The following is a 14,499-nucleotide window of genomic DNA, read 5'->3' on the forward strand; positions in this document are numbered from 1 at the left end:
CCTATCCGGCATTAGACTAACAAGACCGCCAGTCACCAAGGATGGGATATGATTGGGTTCTATCGAGGCTTTTCCCTCATTGAATTGATGATTGTCGTCGCCATAGTGGCGATTCTTGGCACCATTGCCTATCCCTCATATCAGCGCTATCTGCTGGCCAGCCACCGTATTGATGCAAAAAAGATGCTGTTGGATGCCGCCAACAGACAAGAAACCTATTTTATGGACTTCAATCGGTACACCTCCTCCGCTGCCGACCTGAATATCTCCGACGACTCCGAGTCCGGCTTCTACCATCTGGTCATCTCTGCCGGCACCAATACGTTCATTCTCTTTGCCACGGCTTCCGGCGCACAAGGCTCCGATAGCGACTGCATCATCTTCTCCATCGATCAGGATGGCACCAGAAGCGCCACCCGACTCGGCGATACCGTCAACGACGCCTGCTGGGACTAGCCGATGAAACGACAACACCGTCACCAGATGACCGGATTCAGCCTGCTGGAAGTGATGATAGCCGCAGTGGTGCTCTCCTTTGGTCTGTTGGGCTTGGTTGGCATGCAGGCCACGGCCAAGTTTTCCGGCTATGAGGCCCGTCAGCGCACCATTGCCAACTGGCTGGCAAATGACCTCGTTGAGCGAGCAAGGATCAACCAGGACAGCTGGACTGGCCAGGGCACGACAGTCGTGTCCGGCAACACTCTCCTGAACATGCCCAGTTGTGCCAACAGCAATGGCACCATGTCGGATTGCAGCAGGACCGAGCGGCAGGCGCTGGATCTCTTCTATTGGCAACAGTCCCTGCTTGGCTCCGCCGTGTCCGGTGCAGCCTCATCTCTGCAGGCTCCGGTCGGCTGCGTGATCCGCGGGGCCAACAACAGCCTGACGGTGGGGATCTTCTGGCGCGGCCGGGAGTCTCTGTCTGATGGCGCCGATGCGGTCACCGCCGTGCGCAACAGCTGTGGGCTGGGGAATGCCGCAGATCGGCAGAGGCGTCAGTTCGTGCTGACGACCACGTTATGAATGCCCGTGGCTTTACCCTGGTCGAGTGGCTGATCGCCATGCTGATCGGCGTATTTCTGGTCGGTGGCGGCCTGAGCATCTTCGTCGCCTCCCGCGCCACCACCGAAGATGCCTTCGATCAGAGCGAGCTGCAGGAGAATGGCCGTATCGCCATGCGTCTGCTCACCCAGGACCTGAAATGGGCCGGCTTCTGGGGGGACTATACAGGTTCGCCCATGGCCACTGGGCAGGGTGTGACATTGAGTAGTGGTTCAGCTGTGCTTGCCGCAAATGATTGTCTGGACAATCTGGGACGAGGCAGCCTGCCACCCAATGTGGGAACCAATCGGGGGATCTGGGTCGCTGAGGTTAACAACAGCAGGGCGATTACGGGAGGGGCTTTTGCCTGCATCCCCGTGGCTTCGCGTATCGCCAATACGGATGTCATAAGTATCAAACGGCTGATCGGTCTTCCGCTGGTGGATGCCGCCGCGACTGGCAATCGCTTTTATCTCGCCACAACGACCCAGGCCGCCGAGATGTTCAAGGGGGGAGAAACGGTCCCCGCTATGACGCCGGAGCGTCAGCTCTGGGAGTACCAGCACTTTATCTATTACCTTTCTCCCAATGCAGCAGGCAACCCTGAATTGAGAAAGCGTTACCTGACCGCAAATGGCGGCTCTGTATTGATCTCCGGCCCCATGGCCGAAGGAATTGAACGGATGACGGTGCTGTTTGGTGTCGACGACAGCCCGGTGCCGGATGGTGTCATTGACCGTTATGTCGCGACCGCAAATGTCACTGAACAGGAATGGAGTGAAGGTCGGGTCGTGGCGGCACGCATCTTTATTCTGGTGCGCTCACTGCAAGCATCCAGCAGTTATGTGAATAACAATGTTTATCAGGTTGGCAGCACCAGCGTATCAGGCAATGGAGATGGTTTCCGTCGTCTGTTGCTGGAATCCAGCGTATCGCTGCGTAATCCAACGGTAATGGCGGGAGGTGGAGCATGAGATCCCAGCGCGGTGTGGCTCTGATCGTCGCCCTGATCATCCTGGTGCCCCTGACCCTGATTGCCGTGGTGGTGATGCAATCTTCGGGGCAAGACCTCAAGATGGCAGGCTCGTCTGCCAGCTTCCGCCAGGCGGAACACCGTCTCGAAGGCATCATCGAAGCCGCGATGCAGAGCAACAACATATCGACTGTGATTGCCGGCATGGGCTCCACTCTGGGGGCCAGTGCGGCGATCAGCGTCAATAGCAGCAATGCTTCGGCGGCTGTCGCTCTTACCAATCGCACCGAAACCGTCTGCAAGCGCAAGGTTGACGCTAGCAGCAACAATGTGATTCCTGCGTGCAAGTATGTCGAGCTGCAGGCCAATGTGAACTATGGCAAATATGTTCGCCCGTTGACTTGGATTGCGGGTGTAGAACAACCACTGCTCACCGAATAGGAGCGAAGGATATGTGGTTACGACGACTTGGAGTGATTTTATGCTGGTGTAGCCTTGTTTTGGGCATTACATCGACGAGAGCCGATGACACCGAGCTGTTTATTTATGACTTCAACAAGGCGGGGGACTTTCGCCCCAAGGTGCTGCTGATATTCGATAACTCGGGCAGCATGAGAGACACCATGGAGCAGATCAAAGAGGCCTATAATCCGGCTACGGTATATCCCGCTCTGAGTAATGACCCAGATTCCAGTAATAGCAAAAAATATATCTATTTTTCAACGGATGGGAGTGTTCCTGCGATCACCACCAGTAGGCGATTCTCCGACAAGCTGAATGCCTGTGCGACTTCAAAAACGCCATTGTCGAATATTGGTTATTTTCAGTCGCAAATGTGGAGTTATGAGGTTACGAGTGGTAACCCACCAGGACGTGGGCGAGGTGAATGGAATTCGCTCAGTGGTGATCAAGAGGACGATATCAATCTGGTAGATTGCAAGCAGGATATTACGGCAAGCAACCCGGCTAATCCCTATAGCGGTAGCTGGACGGTTGGGGCTGGTTATCCAGTAGACAAGGACAGTAGCAGAAGTGGTGAGTGGTTTTACACGACCAATAAAAATAATGCCGTCAATGCCAGCAATACCGCTGTGACCATTTATTCTGCCAATTATATCCGCTGGTATCATGGCCCAACCGGATACTCAGTGGAATCTCGACTCCGTATTGCCAAAGATGCAGTGAAAGGCTTGATTTCATCCACGCCAGGGGTGGACTTTGGTCTGGCTATCTTTAATAGAAATGATGATAGTGATAATAATGGTGGACGCATTGTCAGGGATATATTAGGCAGTGAGATTACCCTGGCAAATGGCAAGACGGGGGAGCAGGACCTGCTGGACCGGGTTGAAGGTTTGACCGCCAGTACCAATACACCGCTATGCGAGACGTTGAGTGAGGCATATCAATTCTTTGGGGGCAAGAGCGTTGTGTATGGACTGCAAGGTAGCCCGAGAGATACTACCGCCGAAAGCCCGACAGGCACCTATCAAGCCCCCTATGATAACTGCTCAAATAACGGTTATGTCATCTATATCACCGATGGCGAGCCGACCCAGGACGGTGATGCGAATACCCTTGTCCAGGGACTGATAACTACATTGTCCAGCGATGAAAAAGCGGCCTATGGGACTGTGGTTTCTTATGGTTCTGGAAGAAACAGAGAAAACAGCTATCTGGCTGCCTTGGCCGGTTATATGAAGCACAAGGATGTCAATGCTGTTTCACCAGGGACCCAGACTGTGACCACCTTTACCGTCGGATTCGGTGATGAAGCCATCTCGGGGGCGGGTAATCTGCTGGCGGAGACGGCCAGACGGGGAGGTGGTGAGTACTACCCAGCGACCGATGCCTCAGCCTTGACCGACGCGCTAAAGGCCTCTTTGCTGGCGATCCTGCGTATCAATACTTCACTGGTGTCCCCTGCGATTGCCAGCAACAACTTTGACCGAACCCGTAGCCTCAATAACATCTATTACGCCATGTTTGAACCGGATGATGGTCCTAGGTGGCGGGGCAATCTGAAAAAACTGGTATTTTCCCCGGACGGCTATGTTGCTGACAGCCGAGGCCTGCCCGCTATCAAGTTTGATGGCACCATCATCGACAGCGCCCAGACCTTCTGGTCATCCGGCCGTGATGGCAACAAGGTGGCTGAAGGGGGGGCCCAAGAGATGCTGGCGGCAAAAAGCAATCGTAGCCTCTATGTGATCAATAATGCCCAGAATCGGCTCGATGCGCTCACCAAGGCAAATCTGGTGACGCAGGCGGGCAGTGAGGCGGCGCTCACGACCTGGATGCAGGCCAGCAGCACGACAGATTTGGATGCACTGATCAACTGGACCAAGGGGCTGGATGTCGACGACGAAGATTTTGATACGTCGACCCTGATCCGTAGCCACATCATGGGAGACCCTCTGCACTCCCGACCCCTGGTGTTGAACTATGGCCCTCAATCCGGCAACCCGGCCGATGCGCCTGATTTGCGGATCTTGTTTGGTACCAATGCGGGCTTCCTTCATATGTTCAAGGATATGGGCAGCACCATAGACGAGAGTTGGGCCGCCATTCCCTATGAGTTTTTACCCAATCAGAGGGCATTGCGTATCAACGCCGAATCTGCGGACCATATTTATGGTGTCGACTCCTCTCCTGTCGCCCTTGTCAAAGATGCCAATCGCAATGGGGTGTTGAAATCTTCCGAGAATGACTTCGTTTGGGTGTTCACCGGATTGAGGAGCGGTGGCAAAGCCTATTACGCCTTCGATATCTCCAGCCCCAATACGCCGACGCTGAAATGGCACCTGAACTCCCAGACGACGGGCTTCGGCGAGCTGGGGCTGACCTGGTCGGTGCCTGAGGTCGCTTTTGTGCCTGGTGTCACCACGCCAGTCCTGATCTTTACTGGCGGTTATGACGTGAACAAGAGTGCCCAGGGGCTGGGCGCGAATGACAGCATGGGGAGGGGGATCTATATCGTCAACGCCGAGACAGGGGCGCTGCTGTTCAGTGCGACCCCGGCAGCCACCTCAACCACCAATCTCCAGGTAACAGGGATGGCCGACAGTATGCCTGGCTCAGTGGCCACCCTGGACAGTGATGGGGATAACAAGGTTGACCGCATCTATGCGGGGGATACCGGAGGCAATATCTGGCGCATGGATCTCCCTAATGCCACCAAATCAGATTGGCGGGTATTCAAATTTGCCAGTCTGGGATCCGACAGCACTCAGGCCGCTGATCGCCGCTTCTTTACGCAACCCATAGTGGTACGCACCATCAACAAGGAAGTGACGAGTACGGTGGTGGGGGGAAATACGGTCTATTCCTATCAGGATCGCCCCTTTGATGCTGTGCTGATCGGCAGTGGTGATCGCAATCGCCCTTCCTCGGAAGCGACTGTACGCAATGGTTATTTCATGTTGCGTGACTATGACGTCATGCCCCGTTCAGCTACTGCGCAGGCGAGAAACCCCATCTTGATCTCCGATCTTTATGATGTGACCTCTGATCCTTTGTCTGCCCAGACAAGTCCAGATGGGATATTGGCGACCAAAGCGGGGATCACCACCGCCAAGGGGTGGGTCAACTGGTTGAACGAACCCGGCGAGAAGTCCATGGGGGCGGGCGTGGTGCTGCAGGGCAAGCTTTACTTCACCTCCTTCCTGCCTCAGGTGCAGTCCTTCCAGCAGTGCACCATCCAGTCCATCGGTGCGGCGCGTCAGTATATGGTGGACATGCACTATGGCAGCTCCTTCCGTTATGTGGTCGATCTCGACGGCAATGAAACGCCGGAACGCTACGTGGAAGTGCAAAACAAGGTGGCGGATGATCTGGTGGTGCATGCCGGGGATGATGCCAAGGTCCGTATCATCGGAGGTGGTGTTGGGGAGGAGGTGATTCTCAAGGATGAGGGGGATGGTGAGCCTGAGCGCTGTACTGGTGCCGGGGAGTGCAACCAGGGCGCGGAAGAGGCGGAAATGGACATGTCGCCCAAGAAAATTTACCTGTATGAAGGAGAGGCGCAATGAAACCACTGAGTACGGTGTTGGGCCTGAGCCTGTTGTTATCGGGGGCGGCGCTGGCGGAGGACATGAAGTGTTACGCCGAGCTGGCGAATGGGCAGCGAGTCGTGTTGCATGGTTCTGTTACGGACAGTTCTCCCCAGGCCGTGCACGAGAAATTCAAGCTGAGAGGATATGAGGTCGACGGGGCGGTGCAGCCGGTGAAGACACTGTTGGAGTGCCGCCAGCTGGGGGAGAAGTTTCAGTCAAAAGAGGGGCAGCAGCAGGACGTCAGCCAGTTACGCTAGTGAGCCGGGGTTTTCAGGGGCAGACGTTGGCCTGGGTTGATTGACTGGAGCGCCCCGATTGGGCAATGACCAAGTTGACTTGGGCATTGCCTGAGCTGCAGAGGCTGATAGTGGCATTGCTGCCGAGGCTGGTGCCATCCGGGCTGAAGGTGGTGGAAATCCGGTTATTGGAAATTGTCAGTGTTCCGGCAAATGCAGCGGTTCTAGCCAGAAATTGATCACTATTGTTCAGAATGTTGTCTGCCGGAGCATCATTATCGACGAAGACCAGCAACTGGGTCGGGTTGGCAGTGACGCAGTTGTCGCTGGCATTGGCCAGGCAGGCGGTGACTGATTGCTGGTTGTCGATGGCTTGGCTGCGGGCAAAGCGCAGGTATTTCAGGAGAGTGCGTGATTCAAATCGCAAGCTGTTCTCACTGAGCAGGCTCGACATGGCCGGAGCGCCAATCCCGAGCAAGATGACCCCGAGACTGACGGCTATCATCAGTTCCAGCAGAGTGAATCCTTTCACATCCTTGATCATGGCAAATATCTCCCTCGATTAGTTACATCTTATCTCCAGACAGCCAGAACACCAGTGCAAAGGCCAAGTGTTGAGCTGGCACAGCCAGCCCCTTTTCTTTATCATTCCCCATCATTTTCGAATTCAAGATGCATCGCCATGGCAAAAGCCCTCTCTCTGATGCTTGCCCAGTTAAATCTGACGGTAGGCGCCATCGAAGATAACTGTGACAAGGTGCTGGCTGCCGCCGCAGAGGCCGACCAGCAAGGCGCCGATCTGCTGGTCTGCTCCGAGCTGGCGCTGACCGGTTATCCGCCTGAAGATCTGCTGCTGCGCAGCGATCTGATGATACGGGTGGAGGCGGCCCTGGCGCGTGTCGCGGCCTGGCAGGGCCGTTGCGCCATTCTGGTGGGACACCCCTGGCGCGAAGGAGAAGCGCTCTACAATGCAGCCTCTCTCTATGAGCAGGGCAAGCTCATCGCCCGTTACTTCAAGCAGGATCTGCCTAACTACGGGGTGTTCGACGAGAAGCGTTACTTCACCGCGGCGAGCGATACCTGCGTGGTGTCGTTCCGTGGTCACCAGCTGGGCTTGCTCATCTGCGAAGATCTGTGGCAACCGGGCCCGGCACTCGCGGCCAAGGCGGCCGGTGCCGAGCTGCTGCTCACCATCAATGCCTCTCCATACGATCAGGAGAAACCCTGGATCCGCCGCGAGCTGATGGCCGAGCGTTGCGAGCAGACCGGCTTGCCGCTGGTTTACCTCAATCAGGTCTGTGGTCAGGACGAACTGATCTTCGATGGTTGCTCCAAGGTGTTCAACGGCCAGAGCGAGCTGACCCACAAGCTCGCTCCGTTTGCCGAAGAGCTGGCGCTGGTGCGCTTTGTCGACGGCCAGCCGTTGAAAGAGCGGGAACCGTCTGCGTCGCTGGAGCCCCTGGCCGAGACCTATCAGGCGCTGGTGCTGGCGGTGCATGACTATGTCACCAAGAACGGCTTCCAGGGAGCCGTGCTGGGCCTCTCCGGCGGCATCGACTCCGCCCTGACGCTCGCCATCGCGGCCGATGCCATAGGTGCGGACAAGGTGCAGGCGGTGATGATGCCGTTCCGCTACACCGCCCAGATGAGTGTGGAAGATGCCAAGGAGCAGGCCGAGCGGATGGGGGTCGAGTTCAACATCATCTCCATCGAGCCCATGTTTGAAGGCTTCATGACCCAGCTGGCGCCGCTGTTTGAGGGGACAACCCGGGATACCACCGAAGAGAACCTGCAGGCTCGCTGCCGTGGCGTGCTCTTGATGGCGCTCTCCAACAAGCGTCGCCGTATCGTATTGACCACCGGCAACAAGAGCGAGATGGCGGTCGGCTATGCCACTCTGTACGGTGACATGGCGGGCGGTTTCGACGTGCTGAAAGATGTGCCCAAGACCCTGGTCTTCAAGCTGTGCGAATATCGCAACTCGGTCGACTACGTGATCCCGCAGCGGGTCATTGATCGTCCCCCTTCGGCAGAGCTGGCACCGGATCAGGTGGATCAGGACAGCCTGCCTCCCTACGACATCCTGGACGCCATCCTCAAACGCTATGTGGAAGAAGACGCCTCGGTCGCCGACATGGTGGCGGAGGGCTTCGAAGAAGCCGTGGTGCGCAAGGTGATCCGTCTGGTGGATCTCAACGAGTACAAGCGCCGTCAGGCTGCCGTCGGGCCCCGCATCACGGCTCGAAACTTTGGTAAGGATCGCCGCTACCCCATCACGTCCGGGTTCGGCAAACAGAACTGGTAAGGAGTCACCATGAAGAAGATTGAAGCCATCATCAAACCGTTCAAGCTGGACGATGTGCGCGAAGCCCTGGCCGAGATCGGCATCAACGGCATGACTGTATCCGAAGTCAAAGGCTTCGGACGCCAGAAGGGCCACACCGAGCTCTACCGCGGTGCCGAGTACATGGTCGACTTCCTGCCCAAGGTGAAAGTAGAGCTGGTGGTGCAGGACGAAGAGCTGGACGCCTGTCTGGAAGCGATCCAGAACACCGCCCGCACCGGCAAGATAGGTGACGGCAAGATCTTCGTCTGCGAGGTGGAGCGCGTGATCCGCATCCGTACCGGCGAAGAGAACGAAGACGCGATTTGATGTGATGGATGTGCCTCGACACGACCAAGCGTACGAAGATGCCGCCCCCTTGATGTCAGGGATGCGTCTCGTGGTGGCGGCAGGCCTGCTGATGGCGCTGACTGCTTGCAGTAGCCGGCCACCGGCCCAGCCGGAAAACCTGTGCCAGATCTTTCGGGAAAAGCCGGAGTGGCACAAGGCGGCACTCGAGATGAACGAGAAGTGGGGGACCCCGGTGCATGTGGTGATGGCCATGATGTATCAGGAGTCCTCCTTCGTGCACGATGCCCAGCCGCCGATGCAATACTTCCTCTTCATCCCGACCGGGCGCGCCAGCTCTGCCTATGGCTACGCCCAGGTCAAGGATGAGACCTGGGACGATTACCAGCGTGAAACCGGCAACGGCTGGAGCGATCGCGACGACTTCGCCGACGCCATCGATTTCATGGGCTGGTACACTAACAAGGCGCAGCGGCTCAATGGCACCTCCAAGTGGGATGCCTATGGTCAGTATCTCAACTATCACGAAGGCTGGGGTGGCTACCGGCGTGGCAGCTACCGCAGCAAGGGGTGGCTGATGAAGGTCTCCCGCAAGGTGGAGGCCCGTGCCCAACGCTACGGCGCCCAGTATCGACAATGCAAGGATCGGCTCCCCAGCGGGGGCTGGTTCTCGTAACCAATCAGGAGTCAGAAATGCCGTTATTGGACAGTTTTACCGTCGACCATACCCGCATGGCAGCCCCGGCAGTCCGGGTGGCGAAGACCATGCAGACCCCGAACAAGGACACCATTACCGTGTTCGATCTGCGCTTCTGCGTGCCGAACCAGGAGATCCTCTCCGAGCGCGGCATCCACACGCTGGAGCACCTCTTTGCCGGTTTCATGCGTGATCACCTGAACGGCAATGGGGTCGAAATCATCGACATCTCCCCCATGGGCTGCCGTACCGGCTTCTACATGAGCCTGATCGGCGCCCCGGACGAGGCCCGCGTGGGCGCGGCCTGGCAGGCGGCCATGAGCGATGTGCTGACCGTGCAGGAACAGGGCAAGATCCCCGAGCTGAACGAATACCAGTGCGGTACCTACAGCATGCACTCCCTGGAAGAGGCCCATGCCATCGCTCGCCACGTGCTGGAGCGCGGCATCGGCGTCAACCACAACGATGAGCTGGCGCTGCCGGAAGAGAAGTTGAAAAGCCTCTGAGCCAACAGCGGAAAAATGAAGAAGGCCGGTCAGTGACCGGCCTTTTTTTGTGTCTGACGGGCTCAGGAGGGGAGCGGCATCACCCGGTTGCGACCCAGCTCCTTGGCCTTGTAGAGCAGCTTGTCGGTGCGCTCTATCAGGGCGTCCGCCGTCTCCTGGCCATTGTATTCCCCCACACCGAAGGAGGCGGTGATGTGATCGATGCGTCGGCCCGATTTGCGATCCAGCAGCGACATCCGCTCTATGACCCGGCGCAGGCTCTCCGCCATCTGGCGGGTTAGCGCCAGAGCCCGGCCCGGCACCAGCAGGGCAAACTCCTCCCCCCCGAGCCGATAGGCGGTGATCCCTTCCTTGCTGACTTCCCGCAGCCGCTTGCCGACGATGCGCAGCACCTGATCCCCCAGCAGGTGGCCATATTCGTCGTTGAAGTTCTTGAAACGATCGATGTCGGTCATGATCAACGAGAAGGGTTGCTTGTTGCGGATCAGGCTGTCCAGCTCCAGATCGAAGGCGCGACGGTTGAGCAGGGCGGTGAGAGCGTCCTCGGTCGCCATCTTGCGCGTCTCGTTCAGCGCCGCCTTGAGCTCCTTGATCTCCTTCTCGGCGCTGCTGAGCTGGTTGCGAAAGTGCAGGGTGGACATGCGTACATCCCGGGACTCGCGCACCAGCTCCCGCAAGATAGCCATGGTGTCATCCAGGCTCAGCCCCTCGTCATCGATGAGGCTCAACTTGTCGAAGCTCTTGTCGAGCATCGCCTGGAACTGGCCGGTGTCGACCAGCGCATCCTGCATGGAGTGGCCGAGCTCGTTGGCCATGGCGACCAGATTAAGCTTCATCGTCTCCATCTGCTGTTCGTCCTGGCTGGCCAGATGCTGGTGATAGAGACGCTCGCAGGTGGTGAGGGAAAAGGTGCCCTGCAGTTTTATGGCGTGATCGACGGCATGGTTCAGCTCGGGCATGGCGCCGGAGACATAGTTGTACCAAAGATGGTAATTGTTCGGGGTGGTGGGGATTTGATACTTGATCATCAGGGGGACCGCCTGCTTCAAATAGGCGGCCGATTGGGCGAACGAGTCCTTGCTCATGAGTTCCGAGTCTCACATACCTGCAAACTGTGCCCAGTATGACAGAGAGATTGGGCAAAAGGCAGTCGATGGATGCCATTAGCTCCCCCCTTCGATATAATGTCTGCGTTACTACCTACCCTAAGGCCTGCTTATGTCTCAAAAAGATCCTTTCCTCCAACGCGAGGCCGAAAAATACGATAACCCCATCGCCAGCCGCGAGATGCTGCTGGAACTCATCAAGGGCCATGAAAAACCCATGTCCCGGGAAGAGTTGGCCAAGGTCCTCAAGCTGACCGACGAAGAGCCGCTGGAAGCCTTGCGCCGCCGTCTGCGCGCCATGGAGCGTGATGGACAGCTCGTGTTCACCAGGAACCAATGTTACGCCCTGCCGGATCGCCTGAATCTGGTGAAAGGCTATGTGCTCGGCCACAAAGATGGATTCGGTTTTCTGCGCCCCGAGGGTGGTGGATCGGATCTCTTCCTGAACAACCGCGAGATGCAGCGGCTGATGCACGGTGACTACGTGCTGGTGCAGCCGACCGAGATTGACCGCAAGGGTCGTCAGGAAGCGCGTCTGGTGCGCCTGCTCAAGGCCCGCGAGGCGGACATCGTCGGCCGCTACTTCGTCGAGAACGGCGTTGGCTTCGTGGTGCCGGATGACAGCCGCATCGGCCAGGACATCATCATCCCGGACGGTGAGAACAAGGGGGCCCGCCAGAGCCAGGTGGTGGTCGTTCGCATCACCCAGCGCGCCACCGCCCGTATCAATGCGGTCGGTACCGTGCTGGAGGTGCTGGGCGAGAACATGGCGCCGGGCATGGAGATTGAAATTGCCCTGCGTACCCACGGCATCCCCCATACCTGGCCGGAAGAGGTGACCAAGGAGGTCGCCGGTCTGGGCGAGCAGGTGCCGGAGAAGGCCAAAGAGGGTCGCATCGATCTGCGCGCCCTGCCGCTGGTCACCATAGACGGGGAAGATGCCCGCGACTTCGATGACGCCGTCTTCTGCGAAGCCAAACGCGGCGGCGGCTGGCGCCTGTGGGTGGCCATCGCGGACGTCTCCGCCTATGTGAAGCCGGGGACGGCGCTGGATGCCGAAGCCTATCAGCGCGGCAACTCCGTCTACTTCCCCGAGTTTGTGGTGCCCATGCTGCCGGAGGTGCTCTCCAACGGTTTGTGCTCCCTGAACCCGCAGGTTGACCGCCTCTGCATGGTGTGCGAGATGACCATCTCCGCCGCCGGCCGCATGTCAGGTTACAAGTTCTACGAAGCGGTGATGAACTCCCACGCCCGCATGACCTACAGCAAGGTGGCGGCGATCCTGGATGGCGAGCCCAAGCTGCGTCAGCAGTACGAGCCGCTGGTGGGTCACATCGAGGAGCTCAACAACCTCTACAAGGCGCTCAAGCACGCCCGTCACCAGCGTGGCGCGGTGGAGTTCGAGAGCGAGGAGACCCGCTTCATCTTCAACGCCCAGCGCAAGATCGACCAGATAGTGCCGCTGGTGCGCAACGACGCCCACAAGATCATCGAAGAGTGCATGATCCAGGCGAACGTGGCGGCCGCCCGCTACATCGAGAAGAACGAAGCCTCAGCCCTGTTCCGGGTGCACGACCGTCCGGGCGAAGAGCGTCTGACCGGGTTCCGCGACTTCCTGGCCGAACTGGGCCTGGAGCTCAAGGGGGGCCTCGAGCCCGAGCCGAAGGACTTCGCCGAGCTGGCCGCCAAGTTTGAAGGGCGCCCGGATGCAGAGCTGCTCTCCACCATGCTGCTGCGCTCCATGCGTCAGGCCATCTATCAGGCCGACAACATAGGTCACTTCGGTCTGGCGCTGAAGTCCTACGCCCACTTCACCTCGCCGATCCGTCGCTATCCCGACCTGATCCTGCACCGTGCCATCAAGTACCAGACGGCCAAGGAGCAGCAGGGCAACCTGCGCCACAAGTGGACGCCGAGCGGTGGTTACCACTACCAGCTGGAAGAAGTGGATCCCATGGGCGAGCACTGCTCCATGACAGAGCGCCGTGCCGACGATGCGACCCGCGACGTGGCCGACTGGCTCAAGTGCGAGTACATGCTGGATCACGTGGGTGATGACTTCGACGGCGTCATCGCCAGCGTCACCGGTTTTGGCTTCTTCGTGCGCCTGGCGGATATCCACATCGACGGTCTGGTGCACGTCAGCACCCTCACCAACGACTACTACCAGTTTGATCCCCTGCACATGCAGCTGATCGGCGAGAACTTCCGCCGTCGCTACCGTCTGGGTGACAAGGTGCGGGTCAAGGTGATGGGGGTGAACCTGGACGATCGCAAGATCGACTTCGTGATGGTGGAAGAGCCGCTCCAGGCCACCGGCAAGAACGCCAAGGAGATGGCGCGCAAGCAGGCCGAGATCAAGAAAGAGAAGGCCAAGAGCGCCCAGCGCCACGAAAAACGCAAAGAGGGCAAGGATCACGGCAAATCCGACAAGGGTGGCCGCGCCAAGCCCAGCAACAGACGACCGAGCAAAAACGCTCGCGACAAGGCCAAGAGCACTAAATGAGTACAGAACTGATCTACGGCATTCACGCTGTATCCGCGCTGCTTGAGCGCACCCCGGAGCGTTTCATCGAGGTATGGGCCCTCAAGGGCCGCGATGACGACCGGCTGCAACCCTTGCTGACCGAACTGGAATCCCTCGGCATCAAGGTGCAGAGCGTGAACCGCAAGACGCTCGATGACAAGGCGGAGGGCAACAATCACCAGGGCATCATGGCCAAGGTGATAGAGGCGCCCAGGCTGGCCGAGCACGACCTGGCCAGCCTGCTGGACGGCCTGGCGGTGCAAGAGACTGCCCCCTTCCTGCTGGTGCTGGACGGGGTAACCGATCCGCACAACCTCGGTGCCTGCCTGCGCAGCGCCGATGCGGCCGGGGTCCATGCGGTGATAGTGCCGCGGGACAAGGCCACCGGCCTGACCTCCATAGTGCGCAAGGTCGCCTGTGGCGCCGCCGAAGTGGTGCCGCTCATTCAGGTCACCAACCTGGCGCGCACCCTGCGCGAGCTGCAGGAGCGCGGCGTCTGGATAGTCGGCACCGCCGGCGAGGCGGACCACGACCTCTATCAGGCCAAGCTGACCGGCCCCATGGCGCTGGTGATGGGCGCCGAGGGCAAGGGGATGCGTCGCCTGACCCGCGAACATTGCGACGAGCTGGTGAGCATACCGATGGCGGGGGCGGTATCCAGCCTCAACGTCTCGGTGGCGAGCGGCGTCTGCCTGTTCGAAGCCGTGCGTCAGCGCCGCAGCTGAC

General features: G+C 58.7%; 14 protein-coding genes. 12 read left to right on the plus strand and 2 right to left on the minus strand.

Annotated features, from left to right (window positions below; genetic code table 11):
• Window positions 1–48: 48 nt before the first annotated feature.
• The 6 genes from tppA to AC1IN8_RS11690 are packed head-to-tail and all read left to right on the plus strand — an operon-like array spanning window position 49 to window position 6,326.
• Entirely contained in the window at window positions 49–456 is a 408-nt protein-coding gene (gene tppA / locus AC1IN8_RS11665) for a type IVa pilus pseudopilin TppA (RefSeq protein ID WP_139436811.1), read from the plus strand.
• Window positions 457–459: 3 nt separating this feature from the next.
• Window positions 460–1,023, plus strand: coding sequence for a type IV pilus modification protein PilV (pilV, locus tag AC1IN8_RS11670; protein ID WP_319912186.1), 564 nt, complete (start codon window positions 460–462; stop codon window positions 1,021–1,023).
• Window positions 1,020–2,015 (plus strand): PilW family protein, encoded by a 996-nt coding sequence (locus AC1IN8_RS11675; protein ID WP_479758913.1) that lies wholly within the window; start codon window positions 1,020–1,022, stop codon window positions 2,013–2,015. Before pilV ends, AC1IN8_RS11675 begins: the two co-directional genes overlap by 4 nt.
• Complete coding sequence (tppD, locus tag AC1IN8_RS11680) at window positions 2,012–2,455, plus strand: type IVa pilus pseudopilin TppD (protein ID WP_139436807.1); 444 nt, start codon at window positions 2,012–2,014, stop codon at window positions 2,453–2,455. The genes AC1IN8_RS11675 and tppD overlap by 4 nt, the downstream gene beginning before the upstream one ends.
• Before the next feature lie 11 nt (window positions 2,456–2,466).
• Entirely contained in the window at window positions 2,467–6,045 is a 3,579-nt protein-coding gene (locus tag AC1IN8_RS11685; protein ID WP_479758914.1) for a pilus assembly protein, read from the plus strand.
• Entirely contained in the window at window positions 6,042–6,326 is a 285-nt protein-coding gene (locus tag AC1IN8_RS11690) for a TapY2 family type IVa secretion system protein (RefSeq protein WP_265435301.1), read from the plus strand. Before AC1IN8_RS11685 ends, AC1IN8_RS11690 begins: the two co-directional genes overlap by 4 nt.
• Window positions 6,327–6,339: 13 nt before the next feature.
• Here AC1IN8_RS11690 and AC1IN8_RS11695 read toward each other — a convergent pair whose 3' ends face one another.
• Complete coding sequence (locus tag AC1IN8_RS11695; protein WP_247627244.1) at window positions 6,340–6,849, minus strand: GspH/FimT family pseudopilin; 510 nt, start codon at window positions 6,847–6,849, stop codon at window positions 6,340–6,342.
• A gap of 138 nt (window positions 6,850–6,987) precedes the next feature.
• On the opposite strand from AC1IN8_RS11695, the gene AC1IN8_RS11700 reads away from it, so the two are divergent.
• The 4 genes from AC1IN8_RS11700 (at window position 6,988) to luxS (ending at window position 10,140) form a co-directional block, all read left to right on the plus strand.
• On the plus strand, window positions 6,988–8,610 hold the full coding sequence (locus tag AC1IN8_RS11700) for an NAD+ synthase (protein WP_479758915.1): 1,623 nt from the start codon (window positions 6,988–6,990) through the stop codon (window positions 8,608–8,610).
• 9 nt (window positions 8,611–8,619) lie between these two features.
• Complete coding sequence (glnB, locus tag AC1IN8_RS11705) at window positions 8,620–8,958, plus strand: nitrogen regulatory protein P-II (protein WP_025325723.1); 339 nt, start codon at window positions 8,620–8,622, stop codon at window positions 8,956–8,958.
• Between the two features lie 61 nt (window positions 8,959–9,019).
• Window positions 9,020–9,613 carry a transglycosylase SLT domain-containing protein gene (locus AC1IN8_RS11710; protein ID WP_275066077.1) on the plus strand — a complete coding sequence of 198 codons (594 nt, stop codon included), beginning with the start codon at window positions 9,020–9,022 and terminating at the stop codon, window positions 9,611–9,613.
• Between the two features lie 17 nt (window positions 9,614–9,630).
• The gene (luxS, locus tag AC1IN8_RS11715; RefSeq protein ID WP_017782209.1) at window positions 9,631–10,140 is read left to right on the plus strand and encodes an S-ribosylhomocysteine lyase; all 510 of its coding nucleotides are present in this window, start codon (window positions 9,631–9,633) and stop codon (window positions 10,138–10,140) included.
• 62 nt (window positions 10,141–10,202) lie between these two features.
• On the opposite strand, the gene AC1IN8_RS11720 is transcribed toward luxS, so the two are convergent.
• Window positions 10,203–11,225: a GGDEF domain-containing protein gene (locus AC1IN8_RS11720; protein WP_162519217.1), complete on the minus strand. Its 1,023-nt coding sequence runs from the start codon at window positions 11,223–11,225 to the stop codon at window positions 10,203–10,205.
• A gap of 133 nt (window positions 11,226–11,358) precedes the next feature.
• Here AC1IN8_RS11720 and rnr point away from each other — a divergent pair, with 133 nt between their 5' ends.
• Together rnr and rlmB are read left to right on the plus strand one after the other, a co-directional pair.
• Window positions 11,359–13,752, plus strand: coding sequence for a ribonuclease R (gene rnr / locus AC1IN8_RS11725; protein WP_139436795.1), 2,394 nt, complete (start codon window positions 11,359–11,361; stop codon window positions 13,750–13,752).
• Window positions 13,749–14,498 carry a 23S rRNA (guanosine(2251)-2'-O)-methyltransferase RlmB gene (gene rlmB / locus AC1IN8_RS11730; RefSeq protein ID WP_429110110.1) on the plus strand — a complete coding sequence of 250 codons (750 nt, stop codon included), beginning with the start codon at window positions 13,749–13,751 and terminating at the stop codon, window positions 14,496–14,498. The genes rnr and rlmB overlap by 4 nt, the downstream gene beginning before the upstream one ends.
• The last annotated feature ends 1 nt before the right edge of the window (window position 14,499 follow it).

It is taken from the genome of Aeromonas sp. 130281, from assembly GCF_056642115.1.

Bases quoted from the DNA above. Each gene is read 5' to 3' on its own strand.
- rlmB (WP_429110110.1), top strand. From the start codon at position 13,749: ATGAGTACAGAACTGATCTACGGCATTCACGCTGTATCCGCGCTGCTT.
- luxS (WP_017782209.1), top strand. From the start codon at position 9,631: ATGCCGTTATTGGACAGTTTTACCGTCGACCATACCCGCATGGCAGCC.
- tppA (WP_139436811.1), top strand. From the start codon at position 49: ATGATTGGGTTCTATCGAGGCTTTTCCCTCATTGAATTGATGATTGTC.
- AC1IN8_RS11700 (WP_479758915.1), top strand. From the start codon at position 6,988: ATGGCAAAAGCCCTCTCTCTGATGCTTGCCCAGTTAAATCTGACGGTA.
- glnB (WP_025325723.1), top strand. From the start codon at position 8,620: ATGAAGAAGATTGAAGCCATCATCAAACCGTTCAAGCTGGACGATGTG.
- AC1IN8_RS11675 (WP_479758913.1), top strand. From the start codon at position 1,020: ATGAATGCCCGTGGCTTTACCCTGGTCGAGTGGCTGATCGCCATGCTG.
- AC1IN8_RS11710 (WP_275066077.1), top strand. From the start codon at position 9,020: ATGCGTCTCGTGGTGGCGGCAGGCCTGCTGATGGCGCTGACTGCTTGC.
- pilV (WP_319912186.1), top strand. From the start codon at position 460: ATGAAACGACAACACCGTCACCAGATGACCGGATTCAGCCTGCTGGAA.
- AC1IN8_RS11720 (WP_162519217.1), bottom strand. From the start codon at position 11,225: ATGAGCAAGGACTCGTTCGCCCAATCGGCCGCCTATTTGAAGCAGGCG.
- AC1IN8_RS11695 (WP_247627244.1), bottom strand. From the start codon at position 6,849: ATGATCAAGGATGTGAAAGGATTCACTCTGCTGGAACTGATGATAGCC.
- rnr (WP_139436795.1), top strand. From the start codon at position 11,359: ATGTCTCAAAAAGATCCTTTCCTCCAACGCGAGGCCGAAAAATACGAT.
- AC1IN8_RS11685 (WP_479758914.1), top strand. From the start codon at position 2,467: ATGTGGTTACGACGACTTGGAGTGATTTTATGCTGGTGTAGCCTTGTT.
- tppD (WP_139436807.1), top strand. From the start codon at position 2,012: ATGAGATCCCAGCGCGGTGTGGCTCTGATCGTCGCCCTGATCATCCTG.
- AC1IN8_RS11690 (WP_265435301.1), top strand. From the start codon at position 6,042: ATGAAACCACTGAGTACGGTGTTGGGCCTGAGCCTGTTGTTATCGGGG.